The organism is Stenotrophomonas sp. P5_A8, assembly GCF_056400545.1.
Map to the genome: position 1 here is coordinate 1 of NZ_JBFULB010000105.1, position 11,989 is coordinate 11,989.

The 11,989-nt window shown below is 67.2% G+C and carries 13 protein-coding genes; 10 read left to right on the plus strand and 3 right to left on the minus strand.

The window, feature by feature from the left end; all coding sequences use genetic code 11:
- Positions 1-217 precede the first annotated feature (217 nt).
- Together AC1DQP_RS09485 and bioA are read right to left on the minus strand one after the other, a co-directional pair.
- Positions 218-952, minus strand: coding sequence for a 16S rRNA (uracil(1498)-N(3))-methyltransferase (locus tag AC1DQP_RS09485; RefSeq protein ID WP_457317879.1), 735 nt, complete (start codon positions 950-952; stop codon positions 218-220).
- Entirely contained in the window at positions 943-2,334 is a 1,392-nt protein-coding gene (bioA, locus tag AC1DQP_RS09490) for an adenosylmethionine--8-amino-7-oxononanoate transaminase (RefSeq protein WP_457317878.1), read from the minus strand. The genes AC1DQP_RS09485 and bioA overlap by 10 nt, the downstream gene beginning before the upstream one ends.
- A 50-nt stretch (positions 2,335-2,384) precedes the next feature.
- Here bioA and nudE point away from each other — a divergent pair, with 50 nt between their 5' ends.
- The 10 genes from nudE (at position 2,385) to AC1DQP_RS09540 (ending at position 10,030) form a co-directional block, all read left to right on the plus strand.
- Positions 2,385-2,933 (plus strand): ADP compounds hydrolase NudE, encoded by a 549-nt coding sequence (nudE, locus tag AC1DQP_RS09495; protein WP_457317877.1) that lies wholly within the window; start codon positions 2,385-2,387, stop codon positions 2,931-2,933.
- The gene (gene cysQ / locus AC1DQP_RS09500; protein WP_478051478.1) at positions 2,930-3,733 is read left to right on the plus strand and encodes a 3'(2'),5'-bisphosphate nucleotidase CysQ; all 804 of its coding nucleotides are present in this window, start codon (positions 2,930-2,932) and stop codon (positions 3,731-3,733) included. Before nudE ends, cysQ begins: the two co-directional genes overlap by 4 nt.
- Before the next feature lie 20 nt (positions 3,734-3,753).
- On the plus strand, positions 3,754-4,566 hold the full coding sequence (gene mazG / locus AC1DQP_RS09505) for a nucleoside triphosphate pyrophosphohydrolase (protein ID WP_256776857.1): 813 nt from the start codon (positions 3,754-3,756) through the stop codon (positions 4,564-4,566).
- Positions 4,563-4,886, plus strand: coding sequence for a YnfA family protein (locus AC1DQP_RS09510; protein ID WP_457317874.1), 324 nt, complete (start codon positions 4,563-4,565; stop codon positions 4,884-4,886). The genes mazG and AC1DQP_RS09510 overlap by 4 nt, the downstream gene beginning before the upstream one ends.
- A gap of 199 nt (positions 4,887-5,085) precedes the next feature.
- Positions 5,086-5,388, plus strand: coding sequence for an Mpo1-like protein (locus AC1DQP_RS09515; RefSeq protein WP_457320616.1), 303 nt, complete (start codon positions 5,086-5,088; stop codon positions 5,386-5,388).
- 50 nt (positions 5,389-5,438) lie between these two features.
- Positions 5,439-6,401 carry an SPFH domain-containing protein gene (locus tag AC1DQP_RS09520; protein WP_457320614.1) on the plus strand — a complete coding sequence of 321 codons (963 nt, stop codon included), beginning with the start codon at positions 5,439-5,441 and terminating at the stop codon, positions 6,399-6,401.
- A gap of 1 nt (position 6,402) precedes the next feature.
- Entirely contained in the window at positions 6,403-6,834 is a 432-nt protein-coding gene (locus tag AC1DQP_RS09525) for an NfeD family protein (protein WP_256776853.1), read from the plus strand.
- A gap of 75 nt (positions 6,835-6,909) precedes the next feature.
- Entirely contained in the window at positions 6,910-8,022 is a 1,113-nt protein-coding gene (gcvT, locus tag AC1DQP_RS09530; protein WP_256776852.1) for a glycine cleavage system aminomethyltransferase GcvT, read from the plus strand.
- A 90-nt stretch (positions 8,023-8,112) separates the two neighbouring features.
- Positions 8,113-8,508: a glycine cleavage system protein GcvH gene (gene gcvH, locus AC1DQP_RS09535; RefSeq protein ID WP_256776851.1), complete on the plus strand. Its 396-nt coding sequence runs from the start codon at positions 8,113-8,115 to the stop codon at positions 8,506-8,508.
- Between the two features lie 958 nt (positions 8,509-9,466).
- Positions 9,467-10,030 (plus strand): hypothetical protein, encoded by a 564-nt coding sequence (locus AC1DQP_RS09540; protein ID WP_478051479.1) that lies wholly within the window; start codon positions 9,467-9,469, stop codon positions 10,028-10,030.
- Between the two features lie 373 nt (positions 10,031-10,403).
- Here AC1DQP_RS09540 and AC1DQP_RS09545 read toward each other — a convergent pair whose 3' ends face one another.
- On the minus strand, positions 10,404-11,777 hold the full coding sequence (locus AC1DQP_RS09545) for a serine hydrolase domain-containing protein (protein WP_256775830.1): 1,374 nt from the start codon (positions 11,775-11,777) through the stop codon (positions 10,404-10,406).
- Positions 11,778-11,989 lie beyond the last annotated feature (212 nt).

Consider the following 11,989-nt stretch of genomic DNA (forward strand, 5'->3'; position numbering starts at 1 on the left):
GTTCCACCCGATGCTTGCCGGAGTGCCGGAGTGCCGGAGTGCCGGAGTGCCGGAGTGCCGGAGTGCCGGCGTGCTTCGGCGCCCGTGCCTTCCCCTGTATGTTGGCACCGCGTTTGGCACGGCGTTCGTATCGATCAACGACCCATACCTGCCGAACGCGCACGATTCGGCCCTCCGGTAGAGCCACGCCATGCGGGGCTGCTGTTGCCGTTGCCACTTACCCCAGGTCGCCCAACCGCGCCTGCACGGCGGCGATCGCGGCCAATCCGGCGGTTTCGGTGCGCAGGATGCGCGGCCCCAGTTGCAGGCCCTGGAAGCCGGCCTCGACCAATGCCTGGCGGTCGCGTGGCGACCAGCCACCCTCCGGGCCGATCGCGATCACCACTCCGCCCGGTGCCGGCTGCAGGGTGGACAGGCGATGCTCGCCGAGCGGGTCCAGGGTCAGTTTGAGCGCCTGCGCAGGCATCTGCCGTGCGGCGTCCAGCAGCGATTGCGGCGCCGCCACGTTGGGCACCCGCGCGCGCCCGGATTGACCACACGCCGACACCACCACGCTGGTCCAGTGCGCCAGCCGCTTCTCGGCGCGCGCCGCATCCAGTTTCACCTCGGTGCGCTCGGCGTTGACCGGCACGATCGCCGCCACGCCCAGTTCAGTGGCCTTCTGCAGGATCAGGTCCATCTTCTCGCCACGCGCGATGCCCTGCAGCAGGGTGATGTGCAGCGGCGACTCGTTGTCCAGCGCGCTGGCCGCGTCGATCCGGACCTGCGCGTCGCGCTTGCCCACCACCACCAGGGTGGCGTGGTAATCGTGCCCATCGCCGTTGAACAGCACGCAGCCGTCGCCTTCGCGCAGCCGCATGACCCGCACCAGGTGGTTGGCCGCCTCTTCGGGCAGCGACAGGGTCTGGCCGACGGCCAGCGGGGTGTCGATATGGCACCGGGTCATGCGCATGCAACGGCCTCCTCGATTGCAGCCAGGGTGGTCTGGGCCAGCAGGTCCAGGTGTTCGTCTTCCACGCAGTACGGCGGCATCCAGTACAGCACGTTGCCCAGCGGCCGCAGCACCACCCCACGCTTGAGCGCGGCCGTATAGGCGTGCAGCCCCACCCGCGCCTCGGCGGGGAAGGGCGTGCGTTTGTCGCCATTGCGGGTCAGTTCGAAGGCCACCACCATCCCGGCCTGGCGCACATCGGCCACGTGCGGGTGGTCATTGAACGGAGCGGCCAGTGTGCGCATCACCTCGGCGGTGCTGCGGTTGCGCGCGATCACGTCTTCGCCGGCGAAGATGTCCAGCGTCGCCAGTGCGGCGGCGCAGGCCAGCGGATTGCCGGTGTAGCTGTGCGAGTGCAGGAACGCGCGCTCGCGCGAATCGTCCAGGAACGCGTCGTACAGCGCCTGGGTGGCCAGCACCGCCGACAGCGGCAGGAACCCGCCGGTCAGGCCTTTGGACAGGCACAGCAGGTCGGGCATCACCCCGGCCGGCTCGCAGGCGAACATCGTGCCGGTGCGGCCGAAGCCGGTGGCGATCTCGTCGGCGATCAGGAACGCGCCGTTGGCATCGCACAGTGCGCGCGCGCGCTGCAGGTAGACCGGGTCGTGCATGCGCATACCGCCGGCACATTGCAGGCGCGGTTCCAGGATGACCGCGCAGATCTCACCGGGGTGCTGGTCGAACAGCGTGGCCAGCGCGTCGGCGGCCTGGTGGGCGCGCTGCGCGGCGCTCTGGCCGGGCTCGGCCAGGTAGGCGTCCGGCGAGGGGGCGAACAGCGCCTCGGTCAGCAGCGGGGCATACACGCGGCGGTACAGCGGGATATCGCCCACCGACAGCGCGCCCAGCGTTTCGCCGTGGTAGCCGTTCTCCAGCGCCACGAAGCGGGTGCGGTGGTGCTCGCCACGGTTGCGGAAGTAGTGGAAGGCCATCTTCAGCGCCACCTCGACCCCGGCCGAGCCGTTGTCGGCATAGAACACCTTGGCCAGCGGGTCGCGTCCGGCCTGGCGCGGGGCGATCGCCAGCAGGCGCTCGGCCAGACGCACCGCCGGTTCATGGCTGAAGCCGGCCAGCATCACCTGCTCCAGCTGGGTCGCCTGGTGGGCGATGGCGGCGCCGATCCGCGGTTCGGCGTGGCCGAACAGGTTGGTCCACCAACTGCTGACCCCATCCAGGTAGCGTTTGCCGTCATGGTCGATCAGCCACGGGCCTTCCCCCCGGGCGATCGGCACCAGTGGCAGGGTGTCGGGGTGTTCGCGCATCTGCGTGCACGGGTGCCAGAGCACGGCCAGGTCGCGACGGCGCCACTGGTCGGCCAGCGATAGGGGGGCTGGGTCTGCTAGCATTTCGGGCTCATGAAGACGTTTTCACCAGCTCCCATTCTAGAGAGGCTCGCATGAGTCGTCGCCTGCCCATCATCCACCGCATCACGGACGAGCAGAGCGGGCCGTTCCAGCGCCAGCACCTTGATCTGGAATTCTCCAACGGCGAACGCCGCCGCTTCGAGCGCCTGATCAGCCATGGGCATGGCGCGGTGGTGGTGGTGCCGATGCTTGACGATGAAACTGTTCTGCTGGTGCGCGAGTACGCCGCCGGCGTCCACCGCTACGAACTGGGCCTGGTCAAGGGCCGGATCGATGCCGGCGAAACGCCGGTGCAGGCCGCCAACCGCGAGCTCAAGGAAGAAGCCGGTTACGGCGCGCGGCGGCTGGACGTGCTGCGCGCGATGACCCTGGCGCCCACCTACATGAGCCACCAATCGTGGCTGGTCGTGGCGCGCGACCTGTACCCGGAGCGGCTGGTTGGCGATGAGCCCGAGGAACTGGACGTGGTGCCCTGGAAACTGGCCGACCTGGACCAGCTGATGCTGCGCGAGGACTTCTCCGAAGGGCGTTCACTGGCGGCGCTGTTCATCGCCCGCCAGTGGCTGGGCGGCCAGGAATGATCAAGCTCACCACCGATCTGCGCGAAACCGTCATCGCCATCGCCCAGGACGCGGCCGCCGCCATCATGGCCGTGTATGCGACCCCGTTCGATGTGGAAATCAAATCCGATCGCAGTCCGGTGACGGCCGCCGACCTGGCCGCCAACCRCGTGATCGAGCGCGGCCTGCAGCAGCTCACCCCGGACCTGCCGATCCTGTCCGAGGAATCGGCGCAGGTGCCGTGGGAGGTGCGCCAGCACTGGGGCGCCTACTGGCTGGTCGACCCGCTCGACGGCACCCGCGAGTTCGTCAAGCGCAACGACGAGTTCAGCGTGAACATCGCGCTGATCTACCAGGGCGCGCCGGCATTCGGCGTGGTCCTGGCCCCGGTGAGCGGCACGGTCTGGCACGCCATGCGCGGCGAACTGGCCTACCGCCGGCTGGGCATGCACGATTCGGTCCTGCGCGCGCGCACCCCGGCCACCGCGCCGCTCAAGGTCGCCGCCAGCCGCTCGCATCGCAGCGAACAGACCCAGGCGCTGCTGGACCGGATGGGCGACATCGAGGTGATCGCGCAGGGCTCGTCGCTGAAGTTCTGCCGGCTCGCCGAAGGCACGCTGGACGTGTATCCGCGGCTGGGCCCGACCTCCGAATGGGACACCGCCGCCGGCCAGTGCGTGCTGCACGCCGCCGGTGGCGCGGTGCTGTCGGCGGCCACCGGCAAGCCGTTCCGCTACAACCGCCGCGAGAGCCTGTTGAACGGCGATTTCATCGCCCTGGGCGACACCCGCCTGCCATGGCGGCAGTGGCTGCCGGCCTGATCGCTGCAAAGGAGCATGGGATGACCGCGACTGCTGAACTGGACCGCCTGCTGGGCATCATGGCGCGGCTGCGCGACCCACAGGGCGGCTGTCCGTGGGACCTGCAGCAGGATTTTGCCAGCATCGCCCCGTACACCATCGAGGAGGCCTACGAGGTCGCCGATGCGATCGACCGCGGCGACCTGGACGACCTTCAGGACGAATTGGGCGACCTGCTGCTGCAGGTGGTGTTCCATGCGCAGATGGCCAGCGAGCAGGGCGCCTTCGCGTTCGCCGACGTGGCCCGTTCGATCAGCGACAAGCTGCAGCGCCGCCACCCGCACGTGTTCGCCCAGGTGCAGGTGGATGGCGCCGAGGGCGTCAACGCCAACTGGGAAGCGATCAAGCGCGCCGAGCGTGCCGCCAAGGGCGACACCGACACCTCCGCACTCGCCGGCATTTCACGCGGACTGCCCGAATGGCAGCGGGCGATGAAGCTGCAGGCGCGCGCGGCGCGGGTTGGTTTCGACTGGCCCGGTCCTGCGCCGGTGATCGACAAGGTGCGCGAAGAACTGGATGAAGTCGCCGCCGAGTTCGCACAGGGCCCGGTCGAGCACAACCAGGCGCGCCTGCAGGAAGAACTGGGCGACCTGTTGTTCGTCTGCGCCAACCTGGCCCGCCACGCCAAGGTGGACGTCGGCGCCGCGCTGCGCCAGGCCAACCACAAGTTCGAGCGCCGCTTCCGCGCGATGGAAGCCAAGGCCGACGCGGCCGGGCAGGCGCTGGCCGCGCTGGACCTGGACGCGCAGGAAGCGCTCTGGCAGCAGGCCAAGGCCGACGAAGCCAAGCCGTGAAGACGCTGCTGCTGTTCGTGCTCACCGCCGTGGCGGAAATCGTCGGCTGTTACCTGCCGTGGTTGTGGCTGCGCAAGGACGGCAGCGCGTGGCTGCTGCTGCCGGCGGCGGGCAGCCTGGCGCTGTTCGCCTGGCTGCTGACCCTGCATCCGGCCGCCAGCGGCCGTGTGTATGCGGCCTACGGTGGGGTCTACATCGGCACCGCGTTGATGTGGTTGTGGCTGGTGGAAGGCATCCGCCCCAGCCGCTGGGACCTGCTCGGCGTCGCCCTCTGCCTGGCCGGCATGATGGTGATCATGTTCGCCCCGCGCACCACCTGAGAGGAGGTAGTGCCGGCCGCTGGCCGGCTCCTCGGAAACCGTCCCCGAACGCGCACTGCCGGCCGCTGGCCGGCTCCTCGGAAAGCGTCCCCGAACGCGCACTGCCGGCCGCTGGCCGGCTCCCCGGAAAGCGTCCCCGAACGCGCACTACCGGGACGCACGCGCTATGCTGGGTGCGTCCGGTTTTGCAAGGCGCGCCATGTCCCGCTTCGCCAGTTTCCGCGAGTTCTATCCGTTCTATCTGGACGAGCACCGCAATGCGGTCTCGCGCCGGCTGCACGTTGTCGGCAGCTGCGCGGTGTTGTTGCTGGTGGCCGTCGCGATCGTGCGCGGCCAACCCGTCTGGCTGCTGGCAGCGCTGGCCTGCGGGTACGGGTTTGCCTGGGTGGGGCACTTTTTCTTCGAGAAAAACCGGCCGGCCACCTTCAAGCATCCCTTCTATTCTTTCGCCGGCGACTGGGTGATGTTCCGGGACATCCTCTGTGGCCGGATCCGGTTGTAATGGCAGCGTAGCCATGCCCGGGCCCGGCCCGGCATCAAAGGAGTGACGCGATGTTTCCGACCGTGCTGTTTTCGCTGGTGCTGGCCTTCGTGGCCGTGGTCATCCTGTTCAAGGCAGTGCGGATGGTGCCGCAGGGGTATGAGTGGACGGTGGAGCGTTTCGGGCGCTACACCCACACGATGTCGCCCGGCCTGCATTTCCTGATTCCCATCGTGTACGGGGTGGGGCGAAAGGTGAACATGATGGAGCAGGTGCTGGACGTGCCGGGCCAGGAGGTGATCACCAAGGACAACGCGGCGGTACGCGTGGACGGGGTGGTGTTCTTCCAGGTGCTGGATGCATCCAAGGCCGCCTACGAGGTGTCCGTGCTGGAGGTGGCGATGATCGCGCTGGTGCAGACCAACATCCGCACCGTGATCGGCTCGATGGACCTGGATGAATCGCTCAGCCAGCGTGAGGTGATCAACGCCAAGCTGCTGAACGTGGTCGACCATGCGACCAATCCGTGGGGCGTGAAGGTCAACCGGATCGAGATCCGCGACATCCAGCCGCCGCGCGATCTGCTCGATGCGATGGCGCGGCAGATGAAGGCCGAGCGCGAGAAGCGTGCGCAGATCCTGGAGGCGGAGGGCTCGCGGCAGTCGGAGATCCTGCGTGCCGAAGGCGAGAAGCAGGCCGCCGTGCTCGAGGCCGAGGGTCGCAAGGAAGCCGCCTTCCGCGATGCCGAGGCGCGCGAGCGTTCGGCCGAAGCCGAGGCCAATGCGACCCGCATGGTCTCCGAAGCCATCGCCCAGGGCGACGTGCAGGCGATCAACTACTTCATCGCGCAGAAGTACGTGGAGGCGTTCAAGGAACTGGCCACCTCGCCCAACCAGAAGCTGGTGCTGATGCCGATGGAGGCCAGCGGGGTGATCGGCTCGATCGCCGGCGTCGCCGAGCTGGCGCGCGAGGCCTTCGCCAAGCAGGAAGACAAGCGCACCACGCGCGGCGTGCCGCCGCGGGTCGGAGGCTGAGATGCGCTGGGAAGTCGTCGGCTGGGGCGCGCTGGCGCTGGTCCTGTTCGCGGCCGAGGCGCTGGCGCCAGGCGCCTTCATGTTGTGGATCGGGATCGGTGCCGCGGCGGTGTTCGTGCTGGTGGCGGTGTTTGCCGACATCCCGTTGCTGTGGCAGGTGGTGGCCTTCGTGCTGCTGTCGGTGGTGTCCATCCAGTGCTATCGGCGTTGGGGACGTTCGCATGGGCGGCAGAGCGATGCGCCGCTGTTGAACCGGCGCGCCGAGCAGTTGATCGGCCGGGTGGTGGTGATCGACCAGGACATCGTGGCGGGCAAGGGCCGGGCCAAGATCGACGACGCGTTCTGGGTGGTGGCTGGCCCGGATCTGCCTGCCGGCAGCCGGGTGCGGGTAGTGGCGGTGGAGGGGATGACGCTGAAGGTGCAGCAGGTCTGACGCAACGCCGCAGGCGTTGTGAAGTCGGTTCTGGGATAATCGAGGTCTTGCCTTCATTCCCCCGGAAAAACGGTCATGACCCAGAAGACGCTTCTCAACGAGACCCACCGCGCACTCGGCGCCAAGATGGTCGATTTCGGTGGCTGGGACATGCCCATCCATTACGGTTCGCAGCTGGACGAGCACCACCTGGTGCGCAGCGACGCCGGCATGTTCGACGTCAGCCACATGACCGTGGTGGATCTGCGCGGTGCGCAGGTCAAGCCGTTCCTGCGCAAGCTGCTGGCCAACTCGGTGGACAAGCTCAAGGCGACCGGCAAGGCGCTGTACTCGTGCATGCTCAATCCGCGCGGCGGGGTCATCGATGACCTGATCGTGTACTACCTGGCCGACGATTTCTTCCGCATGGTGGTCAATGCCTCCACCCGCGAGAAGGACCTGGCCTGGATCCGCGAGCAGGCTGCCGCGTTCGACGTGGCCGTCACCGAGCGCGAGGACCTGGCGATCATCGCCGTGCAGGGGCCGACCGCGCGCGAGCGGGTGATCGGGCTGGTGGGCGAGGGCGACCGCGCGGCACTGGAGAAGCTGGGCCGTTTCGCCGCGCTCGAGGCGACCGCCAGCAGCGGCGCGCCGTTGTTCGTGGCGCGCACCGGCTACACCGGTGAGGACGGGTTCGAGATCCTGCTGCCGCAGACCGAGGTGGTCGCATTCTGGAACGCGCTGGCCGCTGCCGGCGTGCGTCCGGCCGGGCTGGGCGCACGCGATACGCTGCGCCTGGAAGCCGGCATGAACCTGTATGGCCAGGACATGGACGAAGACATCACCCCGTACGAGGCCGCGCTGGCCTGGACGGTGGCKCTTGATGAGGGCCGTGATTTCATCGGCCGCGACGTGCTGGAAGCGCAGAAGGCGGCCGGCGATGCGCGTCAGCTGATCGGCCTGGTGATGGACGAGAAGGGCGTGCTGCGCCACGGCCAGGCGGTACTGACTGCCAGCGGACAGGGCGAGATCCTGTCCGGCACGTTCTCTCCGACGCTGGGCAAGGGCATCGCGTTCGCGCGGGTGCCGGCCGGTGAACTGGGCCTGGTGCACGTGGACATCCGCGGCAAGCAGGTGCCGGTGCGCGTGGTGAAGTTCCCGTTCGTGCGCGAGGGCCAGGCCCAGCCGGGCGTGCTGGCCGACGCCTGATGTTTTTGACGGCGCCGACCTGTCAGCGGTCGGCGCCGATGGTTACACTACCCCCGTTTCTTGACCCCTGAAATTCCTCGGAGCAGTCCCATGAGCGAGATCCCCGGCGACCTCAAATTCCTCAAGTCCCATGAGTGGGCACGTGTCGAAGGCAACGGCCGCGTCACCATCGGTATTTCCGACCACGCCCAGGGCCTGCTCGGTGACCTGGTCTACGTCGAACTGCCGGCGGTGGGCGACGAAGTGAAGGCTGGCCAGCAGGCGGCCGTGGTCGAGTCGGTCAAGGCCGCCTCGGACGTCTACAGCCCGGTCACCGGCACCGTGGTCGAAGTGAACGAAGCGCTGTCGGACAAGCCGGAAACCATCAACGAAGATGCCTACGGCGAAGGCTGGATCTACGTGGTGGAGTTCTCGGCCAACGACGAGTTGAACGATCTGCTCGGCCCGGACGAGTACGCCGAGCTGCTGGAAAACGACGAACATTGATCGTCGCCTGATCGAAGGAACGGCCGCCTGGTGCGGCCGTTTTTTTTTGCCCGCGCGGTGGCGCACGGCGGGCGACGTTGGTCGCCACGCCAGGTTTGGATCAACGTCGACGGCGCTGCCGTTATGTGTACGTGATGAAAAACCGGTGCGGCGCGCGCAAAGGATGATCCGGCAGGTACTCATGCGGAACGGTTGGGTCGACGTCGGCGTGGGTCATGAGGGTGCCTTTCGGTGTCCGCGCGCGCGCGTCGGGAACCGGCGCGGTGGTCGTACCCGGTGCGCGCGGCGCATCGGATCGGTACGAACCGAACGGTCGCGACGGTCTGAAAGTTTGCGCATTTGTGCAAATCCGATGGCAAAAAGCGATCGAGCATGTGAAAAGTTTTCRCGTCCGTTTGGGTGCCGTGTGGGTAGGCGTTCGGCCGTAAGCGCACGCACGCGCGGGTCAGGTGGTGCACATGCGCCGGGCGCGCGCTGAAAATACGAAAGTGCTTCTTTTAAGTGGTTTTCTTTTCGCATGTGCTGCGCGATGCACGTCGATGCGGTGCGTGCGGCGTGTCATGGCATGCCGCTGGCGGTGTTTGCAGCGGGGGTGGCGACGCCGTCGCGGGGACGCTCCATGTGAAATTTTTTCGCCCGGGTTGTTGACAGTGAAAAAAACCGTGATTAGGTTTCGCCACAGCAGACCTTGCTGCGAACAGAGTGAGCAGAATCGACATCCAGTCGCGAAGCACAACCTGGACATCCACCTCGCGTCCGAAGACGGTGGAGATGGCGTCGCTTCCCCCGGCGAACTCCAAGGCCCCTTCCCATTCGATACCTGCCCGGCCACCTGCGGTGGGTATCCCCGTATCCGTCACGACGCGCTTGACGCGACGGCGGTCCCCGCGATGTCGCACTGCGGGTTTGCTTTACCTGGGCGTTTCCACTCCATAGATCACTGACGAGGAGCCATCCCATGGCAACCAAGAAAGCTGCGAAGAAAAAGCCGGCCGCCAAAAAGGCCGTCAAGAAGGTAGCCAAGAAAGCCGCTGCCAAGAAGGTAGCCAAGAAGGCCGCTGCCAAGAAGACGGTGAAGAAGGCAGCCAAGAAGGCAACCGCCCGCAAGGCAGTGAAGAAGACGGCGAAGAAGGCAGTCCGCAAGGTCGCCAAGAAGGCCGCCGCCAAGAAGACCGCAAAGAAGGCAGTGAAGAAGACGGCGAAGAAGGCAACCCGCAAGGTAGCCAAGAAGTCCGCTGCCAAGAAGACCGCCAAGAAAGCCGTCCGCAAGGTAGCCAAGAAGGCCACGGCCAAGAAGGCGACCAAGAAGACGGCCAAGAAAGCGGCCAAGAAGACCGCCAAAAAGGCCGTCCGCAAGGTAGCCAAGAAGGCTACCGCGAAGAAGGCCACCGCACGCAAGGCGCCGGCCAAGAAGGCGTCCGCCAAGAAAGCGGTGAAGAAGGTTGCAAAGCGCAAGCCGGCCGTTCGCAAGAAGAAGGCCGCTCCGGTCGCCCTGCCGGCAACTCCGGCACCGCTGATCTAAGTCGTTCCCGATAGCCGTACCTGAAACCCCCTTCCCTGGCAGCCCAGCGGGGAGGGGGTTTTTTTATGGGCGCCGTGTTTGTGGCCGTTACGCGGCGCATGCGCAGCAGGGTAGAGCCGAGCCACGCTCGGCTGCCGTCGCCGTCGCCGTCGCGCTTACGCCGCGCGTCGGCAGTGCCCGCCGCTGGCCGGCTCCCCCCCGCTGCCCGCCACGCCCGACGCTACATGCGATCGATGCCAGGCTGATCGACCGCGAGGTTCGTACGCATTGCGCAGCCACCCATGGGGTGGCTCTACCCATCGCCTGGCCGATCCGTTCGGCCACAAAAAAGGCGGCCGAGCGGCCGCCTTTTTGATTCACGCCGGTGCCGCACTCAACGCGGCGAGGCCACCGCGCGATTGGAAGAGACGCCCTTGCGCTTGGTCGCCGGCGCGGCGTCTTCGGCCATCAGGCTGTCGCTGCCGAAGTCGGTGTCCACGTCCAGCCAGCGCTGGGTCGGCAGGCCCATGGCCTGGTCCAGGATGGTCGGGAGCAGGCCGCTGGGCAGGCTGCTTTCACCATTCCAGAGGATGGCGATGCCGAGGTCGCGCTCGGGCACCAGCGCGACCAGGCCGCGATAGCCTTGCACCGCGCCGGCGTGGAAGACCACTTCATGGCCGGCGTAATCGAAGTTGCGCCAGCCCAGTGCGTAACCGGCCGAATGCAGGCGTTCGCGGCGCCAGCCCGAGCGCATTTCGCCCGGGGTGTTGATCAGGGTCGAGTGCAGGGTGGCCAGCAGCGGCGCGGGCAGCACGTCCGGGCGATGGCCGGTGTGGGCCAGCAGCCACTGCGCCATGTCGCTGGCGCTGGCGTTGACGCCCGCTGCAGGGGCCAGGCGGTAGTAGGTCGGCTTCGGATTCAACGATACCCAGCCATTGCGGCTGCGCACGTGCGGACGCGCCCAGCGCGAGCTGGCCTGGATGCCGGCCAGACCAAGGCTGGCATCGTCCATGCCCAATGGTTTGAACAGGCGGCGCTCGACGGACTGTTCGTAGAAGCTGCCCGAGGCGGCGTAGACGACGTCGCCGATCAGGCTGAAGGCCACGTTCTGGTAGGCGTAGCAATCGCCCGGCAGGCACTTGAGCGAGGTCGAGGCCAGCTTGTGGGTGAGCGTGTAGTACTCGGCGTTGCCTTCCACGTCGCGGTCGTAGGCGTTGTAGGGCAGGCCGACGCGGTGGCTGAGCAGATCGGCCACGGTCAGGCGGTCGGTCGCTTCAGGCGTGCTCAGCTGGAAACCGGGCACGTAGTCGGTGACCTTGCTGTCCCAGCGCAGCGTGCCATCGTTGACCAGCAGGCCGGCCATGGTGCCGGCGAAGGCCTTGGACAGCGATGCAAGGCGGAACACGGTGTGTGCGTCGACCTGTTGCGGGTTGTTGACGTCGGTGACACCATAACCGCGCGCGCTGAGCACGCGGCCGCCCTGGACGATGGCCACGGCCATGCCTGGCACGCGCTCGCCGTAGGTGAGCTGCTGGGCCATCGATTCGATCGCGGCGACGTTGAAGCCCTGCGCCGGCGGCAGCACCTTCGGGTTCGCCTCAGTGGCGCGGTACGCGGCCGGCTGGGTGTGCGGAATCGCCGCGGCGTTCTCGATGTTGACGGGGAACGCGGGGGTCTGGGCAGTGGAAGACATTGCAATGGGCATCAACATGCCCAGCAACCCGGTGGCCGCCGAACGGATCGGTCGGCGCCTGCTGTTCTGATTCATCGTGTAGGGCCCGTGCGCAACTGCTGTGACCGATTCTAGCGCCGCTTTTCGTGATTGCACAAACGAAGCGAAGATGAATGCGTATCTGGTTGAAAAGGCGCGGTTTTTGCATCACCCGGCCGCTCCCCGCGGTACTTGGCAGCGCAGCCCTGTTCAGCTTGAGACAGCGTCCTGCAGTATCCACTGCGCGGCACGCTCGGCCAGCATGATGG

Bases quoted from the DNA above. Each gene is read 5' to 3' on its own strand.
- AC1DQP_RS09485 (WP_457317879.1), bottom strand. From the start codon at position 952: ATGCGCATGACCCGGTGCCATATCGACACCCCGCTGGCCGTCGGCCAG.
- bioA (WP_457317878.1), bottom strand. From the start codon at position 2,334: ATGCTAGCAGACCCAGCCCCCCTATCGCTGGCCGACCAGTGGCGCCGT.
- nudE (WP_457317877.1), top strand. From the start codon at position 2,385: ATGAGTCGTCGCCTGCCCATCATCCACCGCATCACGGACGAGCAGAGC.
- mazG (WP_256776857.1), top strand. From the start codon at position 3,754: ATGACCGCGACTGCTGAACTGGACCGCCTGCTGGGCATCATGGCGCGG.
- AC1DQP_RS09515 (WP_457320616.1), top strand. From the start codon at position 5,086: ATGTCCCGCTTCGCCAGTTTCCGCGAGTTCTATCCGTTCTATCTGGAC.
- AC1DQP_RS09520 (WP_457320614.1), top strand. From the start codon at position 5,439: ATGTTTCCGACCGTGCTGTTTTCGCTGGTGCTGGCCTTCGTGGCCGTG.
- AC1DQP_RS09525 (WP_256776853.1), top strand. From the start codon at position 6,403: ATGCGCTGGGAAGTCGTCGGCTGGGGCGCGCTGGCGCTGGTCCTGTTC.
- gcvH (WP_256776851.1), top strand. From the start codon at position 8,113: ATGAGCGAGATCCCCGGCGACCTCAAATTCCTCAAGTCCCATGAGTGG.
- AC1DQP_RS09540 (WP_478051479.1), top strand. From the start codon at position 9,467: ATGGCAACCAAGAAAGCTGCGAAGAAAAAGCCGGCCGCCAAAAAGGCC.
- AC1DQP_RS09545 (WP_256775830.1), bottom strand. From the start codon at position 11,777: ATGAATCAGAACAGCAGGCGCCGACCGATCCGTTCGGCGGCCACCGGG.